The sequence below is a fragment of the Kitasatospora humi genome, assembly GCF_020907985.1.
GTDB classification, from domain to species: domain Bacteria; phylum Actinomycetota; class Actinomycetes; order Streptomycetales; family Streptomycetaceae; genus Kitasatospora; species Kitasatospora humi.
Map to the genome: position 1 here is coordinate 208,652 of NZ_JAJJPA010000001.1, position 23,757 is coordinate 232,408.

23 protein-coding genes are annotated in these 23,757 nt (G+C 72.9%); 17 read left to right on the forward strand and 6 right to left on the reverse strand.

What is annotated here, in order from left to right; genetic code table 11:
• Positions 1-171 precede the first annotated feature (171 nt).
• From aroC to LN042_RS01005, 6 genes are all read left to right on the forward strand, one after another.
• Positions 172-1,356: a chorismate synthase gene (gene aroC, locus LN042_RS00980; RefSeq protein ID WP_230047783.1), complete on the forward strand. Its 1,185-nt coding sequence runs from the start codon at positions 172-174 to the stop codon at positions 1,354-1,356.
• Positions 1,353-1,865: a shikimate kinase gene (locus tag LN042_RS00985; RefSeq protein ID WP_230047784.1), complete on the forward strand. Its 513-nt coding sequence runs from the start codon at positions 1,353-1,355 to the stop codon at positions 1,863-1,865. Before aroC ends, LN042_RS00985 begins: the two co-directional genes overlap by 4 nt.
• A 2-nt stretch (positions 1,866-1,867) precedes the next feature.
• Complete coding sequence (aroB, locus tag LN042_RS00990) at positions 1,868-2,956, forward strand: 3-dehydroquinate synthase (RefSeq protein ID WP_230047785.1); 1,089 nt, start codon at positions 1,868-1,870, stop codon at positions 2,954-2,956.
• On the forward strand, positions 2,953-3,408 hold the full coding sequence (gene aroQ, locus LN042_RS00995) for a type II 3-dehydroquinate dehydratase (protein ID WP_230047786.1): 456 nt from the start codon (positions 2,953-2,955) through the stop codon (positions 3,406-3,408). Before aroB ends, aroQ begins: the two co-directional genes overlap by 4 nt.
• Positions 3,409-3,866: 458 nt before the next feature.
• On the forward strand, positions 3,867-4,904 hold the full coding sequence (locus LN042_RS01000; protein WP_230048074.1) for an ATP-binding protein: 1,038 nt from the start codon (positions 3,867-3,869) through the stop codon (positions 4,902-4,904).
• Positions 4,905-4,938: 34 nt separating this feature from the next.
• The gene (locus LN042_RS01005) at positions 4,939-5,745 is read left to right on the forward strand and encodes an Fpg/Nei family DNA glycosylase (protein ID WP_230047787.1); all 807 of its coding nucleotides are present in this window, start codon (positions 4,939-4,941) and stop codon (positions 5,743-5,745) included.
• Positions 5,746-5,855: 110 nt separating this feature from the next.
• Here the strand turns inward: LN042_RS01005 and LN042_RS01010 are convergent, their stop codons facing one another.
• Positions 5,856-7,277, reverse strand: coding sequence for a sugar porter family MFS transporter (locus LN042_RS01010; protein ID WP_230047788.1), 1,422 nt, complete (start codon positions 7,275-7,277; stop codon positions 5,856-5,858).
• A gap of 281 nt (positions 7,278-7,558) precedes the next feature.
• Between LN042_RS01010 and LN042_RS01015 the strand changes: the two genes are divergently transcribed.
• Positions 7,559-8,851, forward strand: a complete 1,293-nt coding sequence (locus tag LN042_RS01015; RefSeq protein WP_230047789.1) for a cytochrome P450 family protein — start codon at positions 7,559-7,561, stop codon at positions 8,849-8,851.
• A gap of 63 nt (positions 8,852-8,914) precedes the next feature.
• On the opposite strand, the gene LN042_RS01020 is transcribed toward LN042_RS01015, so the two are convergent.
• Positions 8,915-9,826, reverse strand: a complete 912-nt coding sequence (locus LN042_RS01020) for a LysR family transcriptional regulator ArgP (RefSeq protein ID WP_230047790.1) — start codon at positions 9,824-9,826, stop codon at positions 8,915-8,917.
• 67 nt (positions 9,827-9,893) lie between these two features.
• Here LN042_RS01020 and LN042_RS01025 point away from each other — a divergent pair, with 67 nt between their 5' ends.
• Both LN042_RS01025 and LN042_RS01030 read left to right on the forward strand, forming a co-directional pair.
• Positions 9,894-10,505, forward strand: coding sequence for a LysE/ArgO family amino acid transporter (locus tag LN042_RS01025; RefSeq protein ID WP_230047791.1), 612 nt, complete (start codon positions 9,894-9,896; stop codon positions 10,503-10,505).
• A gap of 97 nt (positions 10,506-10,602) precedes the next feature.
• Positions 10,603-11,949: a radical SAM protein gene (locus tag LN042_RS01030; RefSeq protein ID WP_230047792.1), complete on the forward strand. Its 1,347-nt coding sequence runs from the start codon at positions 10,603-10,605 to the stop codon at positions 11,947-11,949.
• Positions 11,950-12,032: 83 nt separating this feature from the next.
• Here the strand turns inward: LN042_RS01030 and LN042_RS01035 are convergent, their stop codons facing one another.
• Both LN042_RS01035 and LN042_RS01040 read right to left on the reverse strand, forming a co-directional pair.
• On the reverse strand, positions 12,033-13,316 hold the full coding sequence (locus LN042_RS01035) for an MFS transporter (protein ID WP_230047793.1): 1,284 nt from the start codon (positions 13,314-13,316) through the stop codon (positions 12,033-12,035).
• A gap of 178 nt (positions 13,317-13,494) precedes the next feature.
• Entirely contained in the window at positions 13,495-13,935 is a 441-nt protein-coding gene (locus tag LN042_RS01040; RefSeq protein WP_230047794.1) for a MarR family winged helix-turn-helix transcriptional regulator, read from the reverse strand.
• 75 nt (positions 13,936-14,010) lie between these two features.
• Here LN042_RS01040 and LN042_RS01045 point away from each other — a divergent pair, with 75 nt between their 5' ends.
• A complete protein-coding gene (locus tag LN042_RS01045) occupies positions 14,011-14,943 on the forward strand; it encodes a quinone oxidoreductase family protein (RefSeq protein WP_230047795.1) in 933 nt (310 codons plus the stop codon).
• A gap of 234 nt (positions 14,944-15,177) precedes the next feature.
• On the opposite strand, the gene LN042_RS01050 is transcribed toward LN042_RS01045, so the two are convergent.
• Positions 15,178-16,584, reverse strand: coding sequence for a lipase maturation factor family protein (locus tag LN042_RS01050; protein WP_230047796.1), 1,407 nt, complete (start codon positions 16,582-16,584; stop codon positions 15,178-15,180).
• 120 nt (positions 16,585-16,704) lie between these two features.
• Between LN042_RS01050 and LN042_RS01055 the strand changes: the two genes are divergently transcribed.
• The 4 genes from LN042_RS01055 (at position 16,705) to LN042_RS01070 (ending at position 19,869) form a co-directional block, all read left to right on the forward strand.
• Positions 16,705-17,811, forward strand: a complete 1,107-nt coding sequence (locus LN042_RS01055) for a M24 family metallopeptidase (protein ID WP_230047797.1) — start codon at positions 16,705-16,707, stop codon at positions 17,809-17,811.
• A gap of 76 nt (positions 17,812-17,887) precedes the next feature.
• Complete coding sequence (gene efp, locus LN042_RS01060; protein WP_230047798.1) at positions 17,888-18,451, forward strand: elongation factor P; 564 nt, start codon at positions 17,888-17,890, stop codon at positions 18,449-18,451.
• 2 nt (positions 18,452-18,453) lie between these two features.
• Positions 18,454-18,891, forward strand: a complete 438-nt coding sequence (gene nusB / locus LN042_RS01065) for a transcription antitermination factor NusB (protein ID WP_230047799.1) — start codon at positions 18,454-18,456, stop codon at positions 18,889-18,891.
• Between the two features lie 132 nt (positions 18,892-19,023).
• Positions 19,024-19,869 carry a thioesterase family protein gene (locus LN042_RS01070; protein WP_230047800.1) on the forward strand — a complete coding sequence of 282 codons (846 nt, stop codon included), beginning with the start codon at positions 19,024-19,026 and terminating at the stop codon, positions 19,867-19,869.
• Between the two features lie 129 nt (positions 19,870-19,998).
• Here LN042_RS01070 and bldD read toward each other — a convergent pair whose 3' ends face one another.
• Positions 19,999-20,502: a transcriptional regulator BldD gene (bldD, locus tag LN042_RS01075; RefSeq protein WP_230047801.1), complete on the reverse strand. Its 504-nt coding sequence runs from the start codon at positions 20,500-20,502 to the stop codon at positions 19,999-20,001.
• 326 nt (positions 20,503-20,828) lie between these two features.
• Between bldD and pyrR the strand changes: the two genes are divergently transcribed.
• Genes pyrR through LN042_RS01090 form a run of 3 tightly spaced genes read left to right on the forward strand, consistent with a single transcriptional unit; the run spans position 20,829 to position 23,746 of the window.
• On the forward strand, positions 20,829-21,461 hold the full coding sequence (pyrR, locus tag LN042_RS01080) for a bifunctional pyr operon transcriptional regulator/uracil phosphoribosyltransferase PyrR (protein ID WP_230047802.1): 633 nt from the start codon (positions 20,829-20,831) through the stop codon (positions 21,459-21,461).
• Between the two features lie 6 nt (positions 21,462-21,467).
• Positions 21,468-22,445 (forward strand): aspartate carbamoyltransferase catalytic subunit, encoded by a 978-nt coding sequence (locus tag LN042_RS01085; protein WP_230047803.1) that lies wholly within the window; start codon positions 21,468-21,470, stop codon positions 22,443-22,445.
• The gene (locus LN042_RS01090; RefSeq protein ID WP_230047804.1) at positions 22,442-23,746 is read left to right on the forward strand and encodes a dihydroorotase; all 1,305 of its coding nucleotides are present in this window, start codon (positions 22,442-22,444) and stop codon (positions 23,744-23,746) included. Before LN042_RS01085 ends, LN042_RS01090 begins: the two co-directional genes overlap by 4 nt.
• The last annotated feature ends 11 nt before the right edge of the window (positions 23,747-23,757 follow it).

Genomic DNA, 23,757 nt, shown 5'->3' on the forward strand with positions numbered 1-23,757 from the left:
TCACCACATGAGCGCCGGGCCGTCCGTCACCCGGACAAGCCGTCCGCCACCCGGACCAGCGCACTTCCGCCCCTGGGAACGTGAAAGGATCGGACCGGGCTCGGAGCAGGAGCCCGCAGGAGCCCGGCCGGGCGTAGGGCTCGGGCTCGGATCGCTGATGAAGGAGCACCCTTGGGTACGTTGCGCTGGCTGACGGCGGGAGAGTCGCACGGTCCCGCCCTGGTTGCCACCCTGGAGGGCCTGCCTGCCGGTGTGCCGGTGACCACCGCCGACGTGGCGGACGCGCTGGCTCGCCGCCGGCTCGGCTATGGTCGCGGCGCGCGGATGAAGTTCGAGCAGGACGAGGTGACCTTCCTCGGCGGTGTCCGGCACGGCCAGACGCTGGGCAGCCCCGTCGCGGTCATGGTCGGCAACACCGAGTGGCCCAAGTGGCAGCAGGTGATGGCCGCCGACCCGGTCGACCCCGAGGTGCTGGCGGGCCTGGCCCGGAACGAGGCGCTCACCCGGCCGCGTCCCGGCCACGCCGACCTGGCCGGCATGCAGAAGTACTCGCTCGACGAGGCCCGCCCGATCCTGGAGCGCGCCAGCGCCCGCGAGACGGCCGCCCGGGTGGCGCTCGGCACCGTCGCCCGCGCCTTCCTCAGGGAGGTCTGCGGCATCGAGATCGTCTCCCATGTGGTGGAGCTCGGCGCCGCCAAGGCCCCGGCCGGGGTGCTGCCGCTGCCCGCCGACGAGGCCCGGCTCGACGCGGACCCGGTGCGCTGCCTGGACGCCGACGCCTCGGAGCGGATGGTCGCCGAGATCGACCAGGCCCACAAGGACGGCGACACGCTCGGCGGCGTGGTCGAGGTGCTGGCCTACGGCGTGCCGGTGGGCCTCGGCTCGCACGTCCACTGGGACCGCCGGCTGGACGCCCGGCTGGCCGCCGCGCTGATGGGCATCCAGGCGATCAAGGGCGTCGAGGTCGGCGACGGCTTCGAGCTGGCCCGGATCCCCGGCTCCCAGGCGCACGACGAGATCGTCCCGACCCCCGAGGGCGTCAAGCGCACCTCCGGCCGCTCGGGCGGCACCGAGGGCGGCCTGTCCACCGGCGAGCTGCTGCGGGTGCGCGCCGCGATGAAGCCGATCGCCACCGTGCCGCGCGCCCTGCGCACCGTCGACGTGCGCACCGGCGAGCCCGCCCAGGCGCACCACCAGCGCTCCGACGTCTGCGCGGTGCCGGCCGCCGGCATCGTCGCCGAGGCGATGGTGGCGCTGGTGCTGGCCGACGCGGTGCTGGAGAAGTTCGGTGGCGACCACGTCACCGAGACCCGCCGCAATGTGCGGGGCTACCTCGAGAACCTGGTCATCCGATGACCGGTGGACCGGTTGTCGTCCTGGTCGGGCCGCCCGGTGCCGGCAAGAGCACGGTCGGCCGACTGCTCGCCGACCATCTCGGCGTGGGCTTCCGGGACACCGACGAGGACATCGTCGCCACCGCGGGCAAGCCGATCGCGGACATCTTCGTCGACGACGGCGAGCCGCACTTCCGCGAGCTGGAAAGGGCCGCCGTCGCCGGCGCCCTGACGGACCATCGGGGAGTGCTGGCGCTCGGCGGCGGGGCCGTCATGGCCGAGCCCACCCGGGCGCTGCTCAAGGGCCGACCGGTGGTGTACCTGGAGGTCGCGCTCGCCGACGCCGTGAAGCGGGTCGGGCTGGACGCGCCGCGCCCGCTGCTCGCGGTCAACCCGCGCCAGCAGTGGCGCGAACTGATGGAGCGCCGCCGACCGCTCTACCTGGAGGTCGCCGCCGCGGTGGTCACCACCGAGGGCCGCACCCCCGAGCAGGTCGCCGAGGCCGTGCTGGAATCTTTGGAGCTGAACTGAGCATGAGCGACACCGTCACCATCCACGTCGGCGGTTCGGCCGGCCACGACCCCTACGACGTGCTGGTCGGGCACCAACTGCTGGGCGAGCTCGCCGGGTTGATCGGCCCGCAGGCCCGGCGGGTCGCGGTGATCTGCCCGGAGGCGCTGGCCGCCACCGGCGATGCGATCCGCGAGGACCTGGCCGCCGAGGGGTACGAGGCGATCACCCTTCAGGTGCCCAACGCCGAGGAGGCAAAGAGCGCCGAGGTCGCCGCCTACTGCTGGTCGGTGCTCGGCCAGACCGGCTTCACCCGCAGCGACGTGATCGTCGGCCTGGGCGGCGGCGCCACCACCGACCTGGCCGGCTTCGTCGCCGCCACCTGGCTGCGCGGGGTCCGCTGGATCTCCATGCCCACCACGCTGCTCGGCATGGTGGACGCGGCCGTGGGCGGCAAGACCGGCATCAACATCGCCGAGGGCAAGAACATGGTCGGCGCGTTCCACCCGCCGGTGGGTGTGCTCGCCGACCTCGCCACCCTGGAGACCGTGCCCAAGCACGACTACGTCTCCGGCCTGGCCGAGGTCATCAAGTGCGGCTTCATCGCCGACCCGGTGATCCTCGACCTGATCGAGTCCGACCCCGAGGGCGCCCAGACCCCCGCCGGGCCGCACACCGTGGAGCTGATCCGGCGAGCCGTCCAGGTCAAGGCCGACGTGGTCTCCGGTGACCTCAAGGAGGCCGGCCGGCGCGAGATCCTCAACTACGGCCACACCCTCGGCCACGCCATCGAGCGCAACGAGCGGTACAAGTGGCGGCACGGCGCCGCGATCTCGATCGGCATGGTGTTCGCCGCCGAACTCGGCCGCCTGGCCGGGCGGTTGGACGACGCCACCGCCGACCGCCACCGCACCGTGCTGGCCTCGGTGGGCCTGCCGCTCAGCTACCGGGCGGACGCCTGGCCGAAGTTGCTGGACGCCATGAAGGTCGACAAGAAGTCGCGCGGCGACCTGCTGCGCTTCATCGTGCTCGACGGTCTGGCCAAGACCTCGGTGCTGGAGGGGCCGGACCCGTCGCTGTTGGTCGCCGCCTACGCGGAGGTGTCGTCGTGACGCAGCCCTTCGGTCAGCGGGTGCTGGTCCTCAACGGCCCCAACCTCGGCCGGCTCGGCAGCCGGGAGCCCGATGTCTACGGATCCACCTCCTACGCCGGCCTGGTCGAGCGCTGCACCAAGCTCGGCCGCGAGCTCGGTTTCGAGGTGGAGGTCAAGGAGACCAACTCCGAGCAGCAGATGATCGAATGGCTGCACTGGGCGGCCGATGAGAAGACCCCGGTGGTCCTCAACCCCGGTGCCTTCACGCACTACTCGTACGCGATGCGGGACGCCGCCGCCCAACGCACCGCCCCGCTGATCGAGGTGCACATCTCCAACCCGTACGCCCGCGAGGAGTTCCGGCACACCTCGGTGATCGCCGCGATCGCCTCCGGGACGATCGCCGGCTTCGGCATCGGCTCCTACGAGCTGGCGCTGCGGGCGCTGGCCGAGCAGCTGTCGCAGCGTTGACGGGGAAGTCGGCGCAGCGTTGACGCCGAGCCGGGAGGCTCGGGCGCGGCGGCGGGCAGCGGTCGGCCGGGGCTGAGCCGGGCGGACCCGCGGCCCGCCGACCGCGGTGGCACGGCGGCTGCCCCGAGGCGGACTGGGCTCGCTGCCGTGACGCCGTGTAGTCTCCCCACCGGGAGGTGCGTGTCGTGTCGCAGCAGTACGGCGGGGGAGTGCCCCCGCGTCCGGCGGGTCCGCCGCCGATGCCGCCGCGCAAGGACGCCGAGCCCCAGCCGCCCGCCCCGAACAACCCGCCGCAGCCGGCGCCGGCTGCCGGGCGTGACGAGGGGCCGCCAACGTTGCGCGATCTCCCGGTACTGCCCCTGGCCACCGGTGCCGCCGGCGACGGGGGGCCGACTCCCGTGCCCGCCGCCCCGGCGGTGCCCCCGGCGCCGCCTGCCACTCCGCCCTCGGTCGGTGCACTGCCCTCGGAGGGCGGGCAGCTGTCGGCGGGTCAGCCGACGGTGCCGCCTCCACTCGGCACCGGGCCGACCGCGCCGACCGCGTCTGCAGCGTCCGAGAGCCCGGGCGCTACGGTTGCGGCGGCGCCCGCCCCGCCGGTCGCCGGGGCCCCGGCCCCGGTCCCCGCTGCGCCGCCGGCTGCTGCCGCAGCCCCGGCTGCTGCCGCAGCCCCGGCTCCTGCCGTACCGCCGGCTCCGGCTGCCGCCGCGCCCCAGGCTCCCGTCGCCGCTCCGGCCCGGCCGGCCGCCCCCGCCCGGACCGCGGCTCCCCCGGCGGCGCTCGCCCCCGTGCCCGCCCGCGCCTTCGCGCCCGCCCCGGCGCTCACCCCCCTCCGCCGCCCCAGCGCGCCCAGCGTCGCGGTGCCGCCGGGCAGTACCGGCCACTTCGTGTTGCCCACCGGCGCCCCCGTGCAACTCCCCACGGCCAGCCTGGCGCAGAGCGCGGGGCCGCTCGCCGTGCTGCTCATCGGCCCGGCAGGCGCGGGCAAGACCACCGTGGCCCGGCACTGGGCCGAGCGCCGGGCGGTGCCGACCGCGCACATCAGCCTGGACGACGTCCGCGAATGGGTGCAGGCGGGTTTCGCCAACCCGCAGTCCGGCTGGAGCAGCGCCACCGAGGCGCAGTACCGGCTGGCCCGCCGCACCTGCGGCTTCGCCTGCCGCAACTACCTGGCCAACGGCATCTCCTGCATCATCGACGACGCGGTCTTCCCGGACCGGCCGGCGATCGGGCTGGGCGGCTGGAAGCGGCACATCGGCCCCGGCATGATCCCCGTGGTGCTGCTGCCCAGCCTGGACACGGTGCTTGCCCGCAACGCCCGGCGCTCCGGCAACCGGCGGTTGAGCGACGAACAGGTGGCGCTGATCCACGGCCGGATGGCGGGCTGGTTCAACTCCGGTCTGCCGATCATCGACAACTCGCAGCTGGACGTGGCCGCCACGGCCACCGCCCTGGACCGGGCGATCTCGGCCCGCCTGGCCGGCCAGCCGGTCCGCTGACCCGCACCCGTAGACCGAAAGAGCTTCGCCCGTCATGCCCGAAGGCCACATCCTGCACCGCCTCGCCGCCGAGAACCGGCGGCTGTTCGGCGGGCGCCCGGTCGACGTCTCCAGCCCGCAGGGGCGGTTCGCCGACGGCGCCGAGCTGCTCGACGGGCAGCCGCTGGAGCAGGCCGAGGCCGACGGCAAGCACCTCTTCCTCGGCTTCCCGGCCGGCTGGCTGCACATCCACCTGGGCCTGTACGGCGGCTTCAGGTTCGGCGCGGCACCGGCACCCGCGCCGGTCGGCATGGTGCGGCTCCGGCTGGCGAACGACGAGCACTACGCCGACCTGCGCGGCCCGACCACGTGCGAGCTGCTCACCCCGGCCGAGAAGGACGCGGTGCACGCCCGGCTCGGCCCGGACCCGCTGCGCGCCGATGCCGACCCGGAGCGGGCCTGGCAGCGGATCGCCCGCAGCCGCAGCACGATAGCCGCCCTGCTGATGGACCAGAAGGTCCTGGCGGGGGTGGGCAACGTCTACCGCGCCGAGGTGCTGTTCCGGCACACCGTCAGCCCGTTCCGCACGGGCCGCGAGGTGACCCGCGCCGAGTGGGAGCTGATCTGGCGCGACCTGGTCGAGCTGATGCACGAGGGCGCGGCGATCGGCCGGATCGACACCGTCCGCCCCGAGCACACCCCCGAGGCGATGGGCCGGCCGCCCCGGGTCGACGACCACGGCGGCGAGGTGTACGTCTACCGCCGGGCGGGGCTGCCCTGCCTGGTCTGCGGCACCGAGGTCCGCACCGAGGCGCACGCGGCCCGCAACCTCTTCTGGTGCCCCACCTGCCAGCAGCGCTGAGCGAAAAGGCGCTCCGGGCCGCATCCGGCCCGGAGCGCCTGCCGTCGCCCGGTGGTCGATCAGCCTCGGTGGCGCGTCAGCCTCGGCGGCGGATCGGTCTCGGTGGCGGGTCAGCCCATCTCCTCCAGCGACTTGCCCTTGGTCTCCCGCACGAACCGCACCACGAACGGGATGGAGAGCACGGCGAAGACGGCGTAGATGACGTACGTGCCCGAGAGGTTCCAGTCCGACAGGGTGGGGAAGGTCACCGTGATCAGCCAGTTGGCGATCCACTGGGCGGCCGCGGCCACGCCCAGTGCGGCGGCGCGGATGCGGTTGGGGAACATCTCGCCGAGCATCACCCAGACCACAACGCCCCAGGAGAGGGCGAAGAAGAACACGAAGGCGTGGGCCGCGATCAGCGCCAGCATGCCCTGGCCGTGCGGCAGCGCGGCGTCGGCGCCGTGGCGGTAGGAGAACGCCCAGGCCTCCAGGGCGAGCGAGACGGCCATGCCCGCGGAGCCGATCACGGCCAGCGGCTTGCGCCCGATCCGGTCGACGAAGACCATCGCGACCACGGTGCCGACGATGTTGATGATCGAGGTGGTGAACGAGTACAGGAACGACGAGCTGGGGTCGATGCCCACCGACTGCCACAGCGTCGAGGAGTAGTAGAACGCGACGTTGATGCCGACCAGTTGCTGGAAGACCGACAGCCCGATGCCCACCCAGACGATCGGCAGCAGGCCCATGCGCCCGCCGAGCAGGTCGCGGAAGGTGGAGCGGTGCTCGCTGCGCATCGCGTGCTCGATCTCGGCGACCCGGGCGTCCAGGTCGCTGTCGGCGCCCTCGACCTCGGCGATGACGGCCTTGGCACGGTCGATCCGGCCGGTGGAGATCAGGAACCGCGGTGACTCCGGGATGGCGAAGGAGAGCAGGCCGTAGAGCGCGGCCGGCACCACCATCACGCCGAGCATCAGCTGCCAGGCCTCCAGGCCCAGCACATGACCGCGCTGGTCGCCGCCGGCGGCCTGCAGGATCCCGTAGTTGGCGAGCTGGGAGACGGCGATGCCGATCACGATCGCGGCCTGCTGGAAGGAGCCGAGCCGACCGCGGTAGGCGGGCGGGGCCACTTCGGCGATGTAGGCGGGGCCGATCACCGAGGCCATGCCGATGCCGATGCCGCCGAGCACTCGCCACAGCGCGAGGTCCCAGAGCGCGAACGGCAGCGCGGAACCGACGGCGCTCACGGTGAAGAGCAGTGCGGCGATCTGCATCACCCGGATCCGGCCCAGCCGGTCGGCCATCCGGCCGGCCAGGGCGGCGCCGATCGCACTGCCGATCAGCGCGACGGCGACCACCTGGGCCAGCGTCCCCGAGCCGACCTGGTACTTCTCGCGGATCGCGGCCACCGCGCCGTTGATCACGGAGCTGTCGTAGCCGAACAGGAACCCGCCCATCGCGGCCGCCGCCGTGATGAAGATGACGTGTCCGAGGTGGTCCGTTGCGGCGGGCCTGCCGGCCGACCGCACCGGAGCGCTGCTGGTGCTCACCTGAACTCCTTGTGCGTGACGAACATGAGGCTGCTTATGTCGTTCATGTCGTTCAGGCAGTGAACGCAACAGGCAACTTCGTTGTTCCCATCAACTGATCGAGCTGAGCATAGCCGGGAAAATCGGGCATCGGTGCATCCCGTGTGTTCAATAGGTGAATGGATGGTCCGGTTTCCTGGCTCTCCGGCGGGAAGTATCGAACCAACAGCCTCGGCCAGGCCGTGGCGCACAAGGGGCGGTCACCGTGCCGGGGAGTTCCTGACGGCCCGTAAGCTGGCGGGATGTCCTCCATCGAGCCGATCCGAGACCGCACCGCCGCCGGTCCGGCTGAGCAGGCAAGCGCCGGTCCGGCCGGGCAGGCCGGTGCCGGTCCGGCCGAGCACGCCGCCGCGCTGCTACGCACCGACCCGCACGCCGGCTTCGCCGCGCTGCGCGAGGCCGGCCCGGTGCACCGGATCGCCGGGCCCGACGGTCTGCCGGTCTGGCTCGTCACCCGCTACGCCGACGTCCGGCAGGCGCTCGCCGACCCGCGGCTCGCGCTCGACCGGCGGCACGCGCTGCCCGGCAACTACCGCGGCTTCTCGCTGCCGCCCGCACTCGACGCCAACCTGCTCAACATGGATCCGCCGGACCACACCAGGATCCGCCGCCTGGTCTCGCAGACCTTCACCGCCAAGCGGATCGAGCGGCTGCGTCCCCGCGTCGAGCGGATCGCCGACCGACTGCTCGACGCGATCGAACCGCTCGGCCGGGCCGACCTGCTCGCCGCCTACGCCGCACCGCTGCCGATCACGGTGATCTGCGACCTGCTCGGCGTCCCGGTGGACGACCGCCCCGACTTCCGCAGCTGGACCGACAGCCTGGTCGCACCTGACCCGAGCCGGCCGCAGGACGCCAAGGCCGCCGTCGTCGCACTGCTGGACTTCCTCACCGCACTGGTCGCCCGCAAGCGCGCGGAGCCCGGTGACGACCTGCTCTCCGCCCTCATCGCCGTCCGGGACGAGGATGCGGCCACCACCGCCACCGGTGAGGACCGGCTCAGCGAGGACGAGCTGACCTCGCTCGCCTTCGTGATCCTCTTCGCCGGCTACGAGAACACCGTCCACCTGATCGGCAACGCCGTCCTGGCGCTGCTCCAGCACCCCGAACAGCTGGCCGCGTTGCGTGCCGATCCGACGCGGATCGGGGCGGCGGTGGAGGAGTTCGCCCGGTTCGACGGACCCGCCCCGCTGGCGATCCGGCGGTTCCCCCGGGAGGACGTGGAGATCGGCGGCGTCCGGGTGCCGGCGGGCGAGACCGTCATGCTCGCCATCGCCGCCGCCAACCGGGACCCGGCGCGGTTCGCCGCGCCGGACCGGCTCGAACTGGATCGTCCGGACAACGCACACCTGGCCCTCGGCCACGGCATCCACTACTGCCTGGGCGCACCGCTGGCCCGGATGGAGACCGAGGTCGCGCTGACCGCCCTGCTGACCCGGTTCCCGGCGCTGGCCCTGGACGAGGCGGCCGGTGCCGTCCGCCACCGGCCGTCGATCCGGGCCCGGGGAGTCCTGGCGTTGCCGGTGCGCTTCTGATGTGAGCGAGTGCTCGAGCGCCTGCTCACCGATCGAGCGCCTGCCCAGAGGTCGAGCAGCTGCTCACCCCAGCGCCCGTGCCGCCTGCGCCGCGACCGCTGTGGCGACGGCGGCCAGGGCGGGCGAGTCGAGGCGCCACTGCTGCCAGTAGAGCGGGACTTCGACGGTGCGACCCGGCAGGAACTCCACCAGCGCGCCGGTGCGCAGCCGCGGGGTGGCGTGGATGCGCGGGACCAGGCCCCAGCCGAGTCCGGTCGTCACCGCGTCCGTGAAGCCCTCGCAGGACGGGACGTAGTGCCGCAGCCGGCTGGCCGGCTGACCGCCCGTCAACTCCCGTACGAACGCGTCCTGCAGATCGTCGCGCCGGTCGAAGACGACCACGGGTGCTCGGGGCAGCAGTCGCGCCGGGTCGCCGTCCAGCCAGCGGGCGGCGAACTGCGGCGTGGCGAGCGGGAGGTACTCCATCGCGCCGAGTCGGCGCACCGAGCAGCCCGCCACCGGCTCCGGGGAGGAGGTGACCGCCGCCATCACCTCGCCCGAGCGCAGCAGCGTGGTCGTGTGCGCCTCGTCCTCCCGGCGCAGGTCGACGTGGACCCGGGCCTGCCGGGCGAGCGCGGCCAGGGCCGGCACGAACCAGGTCGCCAACGAGTCGGCGTTGACCGCGATCGGCAGCCAGGACGGGCCCGCCGGTTCGTCCTCGGCTCCGCCGTCGGCCATCCCCAGGGCGCTGCGGGCGTCGCCCTCCAGCCTGGCCAGCTGGCGCCCGAACCGCACCACGACCTGGCCGGACTCGGTCGGCCGGACCGGCTTCGTCCGGGTCAGCAGCACCCGCCCGGTGCGCTGCTCCAGGGCCTTGATCCGCTGGCTCACGGCGGAGGGCGTCACGTGCAGCACGGCCGCGGCGGCGTCGAAGGTGCCCTCGTCGACCACCGCCAGCAGGGTGCGGACCAGGTCGTGGGGCAGTTCCGTCTTCACGAGCACTAAGGATACGTAAAAAACATCAGCTGGTCTTATGCTGCGGTTGCTCCTTACGGTGGCCCGCATGGGAAGCACACTCACCGCCGCCGCGGCCGGATTCGGGACCGGCATGTCACTCATAGTCGCCATCGGGGCGCAGAACGCCTTCGTGTTGCGCCAAGGCGTCCGACGGGAGGCGGTCCTGCCGGTCGTCGCGATCTGCGCGGCCTCCGACGCGGTGCTGATCGCCTGTGGAGTGGGCGGGCTCGGTGCCCTCGTCACGGCGTGGCCGGCCGCGCTGACGGCGGTGCGCGTGGTGGGCGCCGCCTTCCTGCTCTGCTACGCGGTGGTCGCCGCCCGCCGGGTGCTGGGCACCGCCGTGCTGGAAAGCGCAGGGCCGGCCGTTCGCTCCCGCCGCCGCGCGGTGCTGACCTGCCTGGCGATGACCTGGCTCAACCCGCACGTCTACCTCGACACCGTGCTGCTGCTCGGCGCCGTCTCCGCCGGCTACGGCGCACACCGGTGGCAGTTCGCGGTCGGCGCCGCGCTGGCCAGCCTCTGCTGGTTCGCCGCCCTGGGCTTCGGTGCCCGCCTGCTCGCCGGCTTCTTCCGCCGTGCGTCGTCCTGGCGGGTCCTGGACGGTGTGGTCGCGACGACGATGCTGGTCGCCGGCGTGTCCCTGGCGGTGGGTGCCTAGGACCGGGGGCGTAGCGTGGTTCGGGACCACCGGCCGAGGCGCGGCGCAGTGCTGGTCGGCAGGATGAACCGAGTTCTGTGAGTGGGGAGTTCAGCGCATGGAGATCCGTCCGGGGCACCTGGAGGAACAGGGCCGCAGCCGTACCGCGCTCGTCGAGGACCTGATGGAGCGCTACCCGGAGGTGCCCCGGGAGGCCGTCATCAAGGAGGACCTGCTGCGCGGCGGCATGGCCTTCGACGAGTCCGCGCTCAGCGGCAGCGCCGACGGGGCCGGCGCGGGCGACGTGAAGCCGAAGTCGTACTTCATCTTCTCCTTCGACCACCGCACCCTGCCCGAGCTGGGCGCGGCCGCGCTCAACCGGCCGCCGGAGGAGATCGTGCTCACCGGCGGGCCCTACGGGCTGCGCCGCACGGTGGTGTCGGTGCGGGTGAACCCGGCCTCGCCCTACCGGGTGGGGGCGGGGGAGGACGGCACGCTCGGCCTCCACCTCGACGGTGTCCGGATCGCCGACGTGGGCCTGCCCCCGATGCCGGGCTACTACCGGCACACCCTGGCCAACGGCAAGTCGGTGATGGAGGTGGCCCCGACCATCCAATGGGGCTACCTGATCTACCTGACCGTCTTCCGGGTCTGCCAGTACTTCGGCGCCAAGGAGGAGTGCCAGTACTGCGACATCAACCACAACTGGCGCCAGCACAAGGCGGCCGGCCGCCCCTACACCGGGGTCAAGCCGGTCGAAGAGGTGCTGGAGGCCCTGGAGTTGATCGACCGCCACGACACCGCCCGCGCCTCGCAGGCATACACCCTCACCGGCGGTTCGATCACCTCCCACGTCGGGGGCCGCGACGAGGCGGACTTCTACGGCCAGTACGCCAAGGCGATCGAGGAGCGGTTCCCCGGGCGGTGGATCGGCAAGGTGGTCGCGCAGGCGCTGCCGCGCGACGACGTCCAGCGGTTCCACGACTACGGGGTGCGGATCTACCACCCCAACTTCGAGGTGTGGGACAAGCGGCTGTTCGAGCTGTACTGCCCCGGCAAGGAGCGCTACGTCGGCCGGGAGGAGTGGCACCGCCGGATCCTCGACTCGGCCGGGGTGTTCGGCGCCTCCAACGTGATCCCCAACTTCGTCGCGGGCGTGGAGATGGCCCAGCCCTTCGGTTTCACCACGGTCGACGAGGCCATCGCCTCCACCCGGGAGGGGCTGCGGTTCTTCATGTCCCACGGCATCGTGCCGCGCTTCACCACCTGGTGCCCCGAGCCCACCACTCCGCTGGGCAAGGCCAACCCGCAGGGTGCGCCGCTGGAGTACCACATCCGCCTGCTGCAGACCTACCGGGCGACGCTGGCGGAGTTCGGCCTCTCCTCACCGCCCGGCTACGGGCCGGCGGGTGCGGGCAAGGCGGTGTTCTCGGTCAGCTCGTTCATGGACTCGCTGCCGGGGTGAGGCGTGGCGGCGGCGGGGGCCCGGCGCACTGAACGGACGCGCTGCGCAAGCCGTTCCCCGACCTGACCGGCCGGCGCGCACCGCTACGCCCGCACCGCTACCGGCTGGTCCGCGGCCACCCCGCCCATCGCCCCCAACCGCCGCAGGCAGGCCCGCCGTTGCACCACGCCCAGTCCGGCGAGCGCACCGCCCAGGGCGAGCCACCCGACCGGGCCGCCGGCGAAGACGGCGCCGGTGAGCAGCAGCGGACCGGCGGCCTTCTCGATGGACTGGGCCATGCCGGCGACGCCGAGGTAGGTGGCGCGGGACCGGGTGGGGGCGAGGGAGACGGCCAACTCCCAGGAGCTGATGGAGCGCAGGAGCTCGGCGACGGTGGTGAGGACGGCGGCGGCCGTCATGGCGATGGTGGCCGTCCAGGCGTCGGCGCCCGTGGTGAGGGCGAGGATCAGGCAGCAGGCCAGCATGGCGACGCCGATCAGGGCGACGGAGTCGGCGGGGCGGCGGCTGGTGCGCGAGGCCCAGGTGGAGAAGCGGAGTTGGAGGGCGACCACCAGGACGGTGTTGATGACGAGGAACGCCGGGACGAACGCGTGCGGGGCACGGGTGTGGTGGATGAGCCACAGCGGGAGGCCGACGTTCAGCACCGCGTCGTCCAGGTTCATCACGATGTCGAGCGCCACGAACAGCAGGTAGCCGCGGTCACGCCAGGGGTTGGGGCCCTGCGGTGCGGTTCCTTCGGGCGTGGCGGCGGCGTGGGCACGGAGCCCGGGGTTGGCGCTGGTGAGCCGCACCAGCAGCGCCGCGGCCAGGTAGGAGAGCCCGTTGGCGAGGATCAGCGCCCGGTAGGCGCCGACCGTCCCGACCGCCAGCCCGATCGCCGCGATGCCCGCGCCCACCGCGTAGCCCGCGTTGGCGACGCTGCGGAACAGGGCCTGGTACACGGCCCGCCGTTCGCCCGCGACCTGGGTGGCGAAGAGCATCTCCAGGGTCTTGGCCGAGCGCTCGCCCAGGCTGGTGACCGCCACCAGGGCGAGTAGCGCACCGAAGCCGTGGGCAACCAGCAGCAGCACCATGGTGCCCAGCCGCAGCAGGTGGCCGGCCATCAACAGCCGTCGCACGGGCTGGCGTTCGGCCAGGCGCCCGGCGATGGGGGAGCCGGCTATCCCGGCCACGGCGGCGACGCCGAGCAGCAGGCCCACCTGACGGGCGCCCAGGTGGGCGACGAAGGTGAAGTAGAGCACCGAAGCCGCCGCCCAGACGCCGGTGCCGGTCCGGTCAACGGCCTGCGCGGTCAGCATCAGCCGGGCGTCCCGTCCGCCCGGCGGCCGGCGCAGTTGGGCCAGCAGTCCTTCGTTCTTCGCGCGCATGGCTACCCCCGTTCGCATCGTTCACGGAGCAGCCTTCCGGAGTAGATTCTCGATGTCAAGATACTTGATATCGAGATAGACCTGGCCCAGGCTGGCCCGGAGCACCGCCGGCATCCCGGGGGCGCCCTCCTCGGCGGCCGGTACGGGCGCCCGGGAGTCCTCGACGACTCGGGCCGGTTCAGCCCGTGCGCCCCTCGATCACCCTGGCCACCAGCGCCAGCAGCGTCTCGCGTTCCGCCGGGCCGAGCGGTGCCAGCAACTCCTCGTTCGCCGCGTCCGTCCGGGATCGCACCCGCGCGAGCAACTCCGCGCCCTCGGGCGCCAGGGTGATGGCGTTCTTGCGGGCGTCCCGCGGGTCCTTGCCGCGCACGATCAGGCCGCGGGCTTGCAGGTCGTTGATGATCCCGACCATGTCCTTGGGGTCGATCCGCACCGTGCGGGACAGCTCCGCCTGGGCCAGCGGCTCGAACTCGGCCACGGCGCAGAGCACGGCGTGGTGGCCGAGTTTGAGCCGCTCCTCGGCGAGGGCGTCGGCGACCAGCCGGTGGCCGAGTGCTCCGGCCCGGCCGAGGAACCAGCTGGGGAGGGTCTGCAGGCGGGTGAACGGGGCGTCGGTCATGCGGCCATCCTAAAACCGTTGGAGATCCCAATGACTGGTGATATCGTTGGGCACACCAACGAAAGGGGGCGCGCCATGCGCAAGGTCAGGTTCCACCAGTACGGCGGGGCCGGGGTGCTGCGGCTGGACGAGGTGGCCGAACCGCAGCCCGGGCCCGGTGAGGTGCTGGTCCGCACCGAGGTGGCGGGCGTCAGCCTGATGATCCTCAAGATGCTCGACGCGGCCGGCGGCGCCCCGCTGCCCGGCTCGCCCGGCGGAGGGTTCGTCGGGCGGATCGAGGCGGTGGGCAGTGAGGTGACCGGCTACCGTGCGGGCCTGCGGGTGGGCGGGATCGCGGCCGACGCGTTCGCGGACCGGTTGGTGGCGGTGCCGGCGACCATCACCCCCGTGCCCGAAGGGGTCGACGCCGCCGAGGCGTTGGGGCTGGTGCACGGCGGCCTGGTGGCCCTCGCCGCACTGCGGGTCGGCGAGCTGGAGCCGGGCCAGGAGGTGCTGGTGACCAACGCCGCCGGCGGGGTCGGCCACCTGGTGGTGCAGCTGGCCAAGGCACTCGGCGCGAGCCGGGTGGTGGCCGCGACATCGGCGCCCGAGCGCAAGGGCGACTTCCTGCGCGGCCTGGGCGCCGACGAGGTGGTCGGCTACGACCGGCAGGACTGGGGTGCCCCGGTCGACCTGGTGCTGGAGGGCGCCGGCGGTGCGGTGCTGCCCCGGGCGCTGGCCGCACTGCGCCCGTTCGGTCGGCTGGTCACCATGGCGGGGTACGGCGGCACCCTCGACGCGGGTGCGGTGCTCGGTTCGATGGCCACCGTCACGGGGCTGTCTATGGGTCAACTCGCCAGGAACCGCCCGGAGTTGGTCGCCGAGGTGCGCGCCGAGCTGTGGCGGCTGCTCGCCGCGGAGAAGATCCGCCCGGTCTCGGTGGAGTTCCCCCTGGAGCGCGCCGCCGAGGCGGTGGCCCTGCTGGAGTGGCGGGCGGTGCTCGGCAAGCCGGTGCTACGCGTCAGCTGACCGGCTCGGCCCGCACCCGGTCGGCGGCTCGGAGCATCCCGGGCCCGGCCGAGGTGGATCGGAGCACCCCGGGCCCGGCCAAGGCGGTTCGGACAGGCCGTGCCCGGCCGAGGTGGATCGGAGACCCCCAGGCTCGGCCGAGGCGGATCGGACAACCCCGAGTCCGGCCAAGGCGGTTCGGACACCCCGGGCCCGGCCGAGGTGGCTCGGAGCACCCCGGGCCCGGCCGGCCGGTCAGGACAGCGAGCGCCCCATCGGCGCCAGGTACGTCTGCAGCGGCTCCCGGTGCCACCAGGCCCCGCTGGCCCGCCGCTCGGCCCGAGTGGTGAACCGGTAGCGGTAGAGCACCGCCCGGACCCAGCGAGGCGGCTGGTCCGGGAACGGATTGTGCCGCAGCAGCCGCAGCGTCGCCGGGTCCCCGGCCAGCAGCCGCTGGGCGAAGGCACGCAGCCAGGGGCGGGCGTAGGAGGGCGAGATGCCGGCGAACCACATCAGCCAGTCGAGCCGCAGGTGGTACGGCGCGTACTGGCGCGGGCGCCGGCGCACGTCCCCCGGCTTGCCCTTGAACCCGTACTCCCGCCAGACGCTGTCGGCCGTCGGCACGGCGTCGTCGGTGCCCTCCACCACCACCTCGAACCGGATCCGGTTGATGCTGCCGAACGCTCCGTAGGTGTTCACCAGGTGCAGCCGGTTGAACGAGAAGTTCATCAGCTGGCCCCGGGAGAGCAGGTTGCGGGCCGGCCACCAGCTCAGCGCCACCACCATGGCGGTGAAGAGCAGCACCAGCACCTCGAACCAGATCGGCGCCGACCGGCCGCCCGAGGCCCCGCCCGGCAGCTCCAGGGCACCGAAGGCCAAGGTGATGGTCAGCCAGTTCAGCCAGGCGAAGTTCCCCGACACCACCAGCCAGAGCTGGGTCACCACCATCGCCCCGGCCGCGACCGAGGCCACCGGCTGCGGGGTGAACAGCAGCACCGGAAAGCCCAGCTGCGCCACGTGGTTCGCGGCCACCTCGACCTTGTGCAGCGGCATCGGCAGGTGGTGGAAGTACCAGCTGAACGGGCCTGGCATGGGCTGGGTCTCGTGGTGGTACTTCAGGCAGGTGAGGTCGCGCCAGCAGGGGTCGCCGCGCAGCTTGATCAGCCCGGCGCCGAACTCCACCCGGAACAGCAGCCAGCGGAACAGCAGCAGCACCACGAACGGCGGCGCCACCTTGGCGTTGCCGAGGAACACCGCCAGCGTGCCGGCCTCGAGCAGCAGTGACTCCCACCCGAAGGAGTACCAGGTCTGCCCGACGTTGACGATCGACAGGTAGAGGACCCAGAGCAGCGCCCACAGGACCATCGAGGCCCACAGCGGCACCAGGTCGGCCAGCCCGGCGCAGACCGCGGCGGCCAGCGCCGCGCCGCCCCAGGACACGGTGGCGAAGAACCGGTCCGAGTAGTGCCACTGGAACAGGCTCGGCGCCTCCCGCCAGCCGCGGTAGCGCAGGTAGCGGGGGATCGGCAGCAGGCCGTGCTCGCCCAGCAGGGCCCGGAACTGCTGGGCCGCCGTCAGGAAGCCGACCAGGTAGACGGCGGCCAGCAGCCGCAGCAGCACCAGCCGGCTGAGCGCGTACCCGGGCGCGGTGAACCACTCCACGCGCCCATCTCACCACCCTGCGCCACACCGACCGGGCCACCACGCCCGGTGCACCCGGCCCCGCGCCCGCCCGGCGCACCCGACAGGCGCCGGTGCGGCGGGCTTCGTAGGCTGAAAGACATGTCCGATGCGCACGCGGCCCGCCGGGATCGGCTCCTGGAGCACTGCAGCGCTGCCGGGATGGACGCGGCGCTGATCACCAACCCGGCCAACGTCCGCTACCTGACCGGCTGCACCCCCTGCGGCGCCAGCCTGCTGGTCACCCGGGAGCGGGCGCTGCTGACCTTCCCCGCCGAGCTGCCGCCGGACGACACCGGCGAGTACGTCTACCCGGTGGACCTGCCGCAGCAGAGTGCGGCCGCCGACCAGGACACCGCCGAGCTGGCCGCGATGTCGGCCGCCGCCGCCCGGGTGGGCGAGCTGGCGGTGGAGGAGCACGATCTGACGGTGCGCAGGTACCGGGAGGTCGCCGACCGGGCACCGGGGGTGCGGCTGCACGACCTCGGCCGCACCGTGGAGCGGCTGCGGGTGGTCAAGGACGAGCACGAGATCGCCGACCTGCGCATCGCCGCCGAGATCGGCGACCAGGCGCTGGGCGAGCTGCTGGAGTCGATCCTGGTGGGGCGCACCGAGCGGCACCTGGCGATGGAGCTGGAGCGCCGGATGGTGGACCACGGCGCGGACCGGGCCGGCTTCCCGGTCTCGGTCGGCACCGGCAGCCACTCCGGGCGGGTGGACCACCGGCCGACCGACCGGCGGGTCGAGGAGGGCGACTTCCTGACCGTCTCGCTCGGCGCGCAGTACCGCGGCTACACCGTGCGCAGCACCCGGACCTTCGTGATCGGCGCGGCGCCGGCCGGCTGGCAGGTGGAGCTGCACCGCCTGGTCTTCGAGGCCCAGCGGGCGGCCCGGGAGGCGCTGGCCCCGGGCGTGCCGTGCAGCGCGCCGGACCAGGCGGCGCGCCGGCTGCTGGGTGCGGCGGGCTACCAGGAGGACCGGCCCAGGCCGTTCGGACACGGCATCGGTCTGGAAGCCCGGGAGGCGCCGCAGCTCGGCCCGAGCGAGACGGGTAAACTGGACAATCGCGTGCCGGTCACCGTTGGTCCCGGGGTTCACCTTCCGGGCCGCGGCGGGGTCCGGATCGAGGACACGCTCGTCGTGCGCCCCGTTGCCGAGGGCGGGCCCGAGCTGCTCACCATCACCACCAAGGAGCTCCTCGCCCTGTGACCGCCGGGTCTCCCGGCCGGGACAGGCGCGCACCCCTTGGTTCCTTGACAGCTATATCGCAGGAGTAAGCGCGCCCGTGGCTACCACGAACGATCTGAAGAACGGCATGGTCCTCAACCTCGACAACGGCCTGTGGACCGTCGTCGAGTTCCAGCACGTCAAGCCGGGCAAGGGCCCTGCCTTCGTGCGCACCAAGCTCAAGCACGTGCTGAGCGGCAAGGTCGTCGACAAGACGTTCAACGCGGGCATCAAGATCGAGACCGCCAACGTCGACAAGCGTACGATGCAGTTCTCGTACAAGGACGGCGAGCAGTTCATCTTCATGGACATGGACACCTACGACCAGATCCCGGTCTCCCCGGAGGTCGTCGGCGACGCCGCCAAGTACCTGCTGGAGGGCTTCGACGCCCTGGTGGCGCAGCACGAGGGCGCCCCGCTGTACATCGAGCTGCCGGCCGCCGTCGAGCTGGTCATCTCCGAGACCGAGCCGGGCCTGCAGGGTGACCGCTCCACCGGTGGCACCAAGCCGGCCACCCTGGAGACCGGCGCCGAGATCCAGGTGCCGCTCTTCGTCACCACCGGCGAGAAGGTCAAGGTCGACACCCGCGACGGCAGCTACCTCGGCCGGGTGAACAAGTAACCGTGGCGTCTGCACGCACCAAGGCGCGCACGCACGCCTTCCAGATCCTCTTCGAGGCCGATCACCGGGACGTCGACCCGCTGTCGGTGCTCGCCGACTGGGTGGCCCGCGGCCGTGAGGCCAAGCCGGGCGAGAGCGTCCCCAAGGTCGCCGAGTACACCATGCAGCTGGTCGAGGGCTACACCCGGTACGCCCGCCGGATCGACGAGCTGATCGCGACCTACGCGGTCGGCTGGACGCTGGACCGGATGCCGCTGGTGGACCGCAACGTCCTGCGGCTCGGCGCCTACGAGCTGATCTGGGAGGACGGCGTGCCGGACGCGGTCGTCCTGGACGAGGCGGTGGAGATCGCCAAGGAGTTCTCCACGGACGAGTCTCCGGGCTTCGTCAACGGGCTGCTGGCCCGGTTCCAGGAGAACAAGGCGTCGATCCGCCGCTGAGGCAGCCTTCGGTAGTGGCCGCCGGACCCCGCTGGGGTTCGGCGGCCGCTGCGTTTCCGGCGGACCTTGCGCGTCGGAGTGGCTGGCGTAAGCTGCCTACTGGCCGGTAACTTATTCGAAGGGCGGCACTCCATGACGACTGTGACCAGCAGCGAGTTCGACCGGGCGATCGCGCTCAGCCCCGACGGTCCGCAGGGCCCCGGACGCTACCGCGGGGAACTGGGCGCCGGCTGGCAGATCGGCGGCGGGATCAACGGCGGGCTGCTGCTGGCCGTGGCCGCCAATGCGCTGCGTCAGGAGCTGCCCGGGCACCCCGACCCGGTCTCGATCAGCGGCTACTACCTCTCCACCTCGCGCCCCGGCCCGGTGGCCGTGCAGACCGAGGTGATCCGGCGCGGGCGGGGCATGTCCAACGCCACCGCCTCGCTCGGCCAGCCCGATGAGGACGGCCGCCCGGTGGAGCGGTTGAGAGTGGTGGCCGGCTACACCGACCTGGCCGCCCTGGACGGCGAGGTGCGCACCTCGGCCGAGCCGCCGCGGCTGCCGCCGGTGGAGAGGTGCGTCGGCCGGGAGCACATGCCGATGCCGATCACCCCCGACCTGGCGCTGCTGGAGCGGCTCGACCTGCGCCTGGACCCGGCCACGGTCGGTTGGGCGCTCGGCGAGCCGTCGATGAACGGGCGGCTCCAGGGCTGGTTCCGGCTGGCCGACGGACGCGAGCCGGACCCGCTGTCCCTGCTGCTGGTCGCCGACGCGCTGCCGCCGGTCACCTACGACCTCGGCCTCCCCGGCTGGGCGCCGACCGTGGAGCTGACGGTGCACCTGCGGGCCGTGCCGGCCAAGGGCTGGCTGCGGGTCAGCCACGGCAGCCGCAACCTGGCGGGCGGGTACTTCGAGGAGGACTGCGAGATCTGGGACGAGGCGGGCCGGCTGGTCGCCCAGTCCCGTCAGCTGGCCCGGGTGCCCCGGCAGGCATGACGAACCCCGGGCGCCTCGGTGCGCCCGTCCTGCACCCCTGTGCGCCCGGCGTGCGGGGAAACGACAGCGGCGCGGCCCCCCGGGACCGCGCCGTGACGTTTCTTCAGAGGTGTGCGAACCGACGCCAGGTCAGCTCGCGTCCTCCTCGCGCACCGCGCGGCGCGCGTCGGGGTTGAGCACTCCCCAGCTGATCAGCTGCTCGGTGAGGATCGAGGGGGACTGGTCGTAGATCACGGCCAGGGTGCGCAGGTCGTCCTGGCGGATCGACAGCACCTTGCCGTTGTAGTCCCCGCGCTGGGACTGGATGGTGGCCGCGTAGCGCTGCAGCGGGCCGGCCTTCTCGCTCGGCACCTGGGTCAGTCTCTCCAGGTCGAGGACCAGGCGCGGCGGCGGCTCGGCCGCACCGCCCGGGGTGCCGCCGGGCAGCAGCTCCTGCACGGGGACGCCGTAGAAATCGGCGAGCTCCGCCAGGCGCTGCACTGTCACAGCACGGTCGCCGCGCTCGTAGGAGCCGACGACAACCGCCTTCCAGCGCCCCTGGGACTTCTCCTCGACGCCGTGCAGGGAGAGCCCCTGCTGAGTGCGGATCGCGCGGAGTTTTCCTCCGAGCTGCTTCGCGTAGTCGCTGGACATTGATCTCCCCGGCCAAAATGTTGCTGGTTCATGGTGGTCACGGAGGAGTGGGGATCACCCCCACTGCCAGGCGCCCTACCGGCCGGTACGACGCCGATTCCGTAACTCACTGTGAGGTTACGTAGAGTGAGGTAGCTGCGTCAAGCCGAATGGGGCAGTCGTGCGAACCGGCCGCTACCTCTGCGTGAACACGACACGAAGCGTGGCGGGCTCGACATGATCGCCCTGGTAGGATGGCTGAGGCGTCCGCCACGTAGCCGGACGACCACCATCCAGACATCCTTTAAGGCCCGTCCCGTGAGGCGGGGAAGGAGGTCGGCTTCGGCATGACCACGACCAATACACCGCGTCCGCCGCACCAGGTGCTGGACGGCGCGGACATCTCCCGGGTGATCACCCGGATCGCGCACGAGATCGTCGAGCGCGCCAAGGGCGCGGAGGACGTCGTGCTGCTGGGCATCCACACCCGCGGTGTGCACCTGTCCCGCCGCCTGCAGGCCAAACTGACCCAGATCACCGGCCGCGAGATCCCGCTCGGCACCCTCGACATCACCATGTACCGCGACGACCTGCGGATGAAGCCGGCTCGCGCGCTGGAGCACACCGAGATCCCGGCCGGCGGCATCGACGGCAAGCTGGTGATCCTCGTCGACGACGTGCTCTTCTCCGGCCGCACCGTGCGGGCCGCCCTCGACGCCCTCGGCGACATCGGCCGCCCCCGCGCCGTTCAGCTCGCCGTGCTGGTCGACCGCGGCCACCGCGAGCTCCCGATCCGCGCCGACTACGTGGGCAAGAACCTGCCCACCTCGCTGCGCGAGGCCGTGCAGGTCCGGCTCGCCGACACCGACGGCCAGGACGCCGTGCTGGTCGGCGACCGCGACTACCCGCAGGCGTCGCGCTCCGCGCGCCGGGAAAGCGCAGCCAAGGCACCCGCCGCCGATCCGACCCGCCCGGAGTAGAACCCCGTGAAGCGCCACCTCGTCTCCGCCGCCGACCTCAGCCGCGACGACGCGCTGCTGATCCTGGACACCGCCGAGGAGCTCGCCCAGCTCTCCGGTCGGGCCGTCAAGAAGCTCCCCACGCTGCGCGGCCGCACCGTCGTCAACCTCTTCTTCGAGGACTCCACCCGCACCAAGACCTCCTTCGAGGTCGCCGAGAAGCGCCTCTCGGCCGACGTGATCAACTTCGCCGCCAAGGGCTCCTCGGTCTCCAAGGGCGAGAGCCTCAAGGACACCGCCCTCACGCTGCAGGCGATGGGCGCCGACGCGGTGGTGATCCGCCACCACGCCTCCGGCGCGCCGGCCCGCCTGGCGCAGTCCGACTGGCTGCACGGCAGCGTGATCAACGCCGGCGACGGCACCCACGAGCACCCCACCCAGGCCCTGCTCGACGCCTTCACGCTGCGTCGGCACCTCAACCCGGGCCTCGGCAACGACCTCAGCGGCCGCCGGGTGACCATCGTCGGCGACGTCCTGCACAGCCGGGTCGCCCGCTCCAACGTGCTGCTGCTCAACACCCTGGGCGCCGAGGTCACCTTCGTGGCCCCGCCGACCCTGCTCCCGATCGGCATCGACAACTGGCCGTGCGACGTCTCCTACGACCTGGACGCCGCACTCGCCAAGACCGACGCGCTGATGATGCTCCGGGTCCAGCGCGAGCGGATGAACGCCGCCTTCTTCCCGACCGAGCGCGAGTACTCCCGCCGCTACGGGATGCACGGCGGCCGGCTGGCCAAGCTGCCCGAGCACGCCATCGTGATGCACCCCGGCCCGATGGTCCGCGGCATGGAGATCACCGCCGAGGTGGCCGACTCGCCGCGCTGCACCGCCGTCGAGCAGGTCGCGAACGGCGTCTCGATCCGGATGGCCGTCCTGTACCTCCTGCTCGGCGGAGCCACCCTCGCCGACGCCCCCGGCACCAACCAGAGTGAGGCCGCCAAGTGAGTTCGTACCTGATCCGCAACGCGTCGATCCTCGGCGGCCCCGCGCAGGACATCCTGGTCGCCGAGGGCACCTTCCAGCAGATCGGCACCGGCCTCACCGCCGAGGCCGACGTGGAGATCGACGCCACCGGCCTGGTCGCGCTGCCCGGCCTGGTCGACCTGCACACCCATCTGCGCGAGCCCGGCCGCGAGGACGCCGAGACCGTGCTGACCGGCACCCAGGCGGCCGCCAAGGGCGGCTACACCGCGGTGCACGCGATGGCCAACACCTTCCCGGTGGCCGACACCGCCGGTGTGGTCGAGCAGGTCTGGCGGCTCGGCAAGGAGTCCGGCTACTGCGACGTGCAGCCGGTCGGCGCCGTCACCGTCGGCCTGGAGGGCAAGAAGCTCGCCGAACTCGGCGCCATGCACGACTCCGCCGCCGGCGTGCGGGTCTTCTCCGACGACGGCAAGTGCGTCGACGACGCGGTCATCATGCGCCGCGCGCTGGAGTACGTGAAGGCCTTCGACGGCGTCGTCGCCCAGCACGCCCAGGAGCCGCGGCTCACCGAGGGCGCCCAGATGAACGAGGGCCAGGTCTCCGGCGAGCTCGGGCTCGGCGGCTGGCCGGCCGTCGCCGAGGAGGCGATCATCGCCCGCGACGTGCTGCTGGCCGCGCACGTCGGCTCCCGGCTGCACGTCTGCCACGTCTCCACCGCCGGCTCGGTGGAGATCATCCGCTGGGCCAAGGCCAAGGGCTGGGACGTCACCGCCGAGGTCACCCCGCACCACCTGCTGCTCACCGACGAGCTGGTCCGCAGCTACGACCCGGTCTACAAGGTGAACCCGCCGCTGCGCACCGCCGAGGACGTGCAGGCGCTGCGCGACGCGCTGGCCGACGGCACCATCGACGCGGTGGCCACCGACCACGCGCCGCACCCGGCCGAGGACAAGGACTGCGAGTGGGCCGTGGCCGCGATGGGCATGGTCGGCCTGGAGACCGCACTCTCCGTGGTGCAGCAGGCGATGGTCGACACCGGCCTGCTGAACTGGGAGGGCGTCGCCGACCGGATGTCGCACCGCCCGGCCCGGATCGGCCGGCTCGCCGGCCACGGCCGCCCCGTCTCGGTCGGTGAGCCGGCCAACCTGGTGCTCTTCGATCCCGCGTACCGTGGCACCGTGAACCCCGAGAGCTTCGCCACCCGCAGCCGTAACACCCCCTACCGCGGCCTCGACCTGCCCGGCCGCGTGCACGCCACCTTCCTGCGCGGCACCGCCACCGTGCTGGCCGGCGAGCTGGTCGAACCGGGCGAGCCGGCGTGACCGGCACGCTC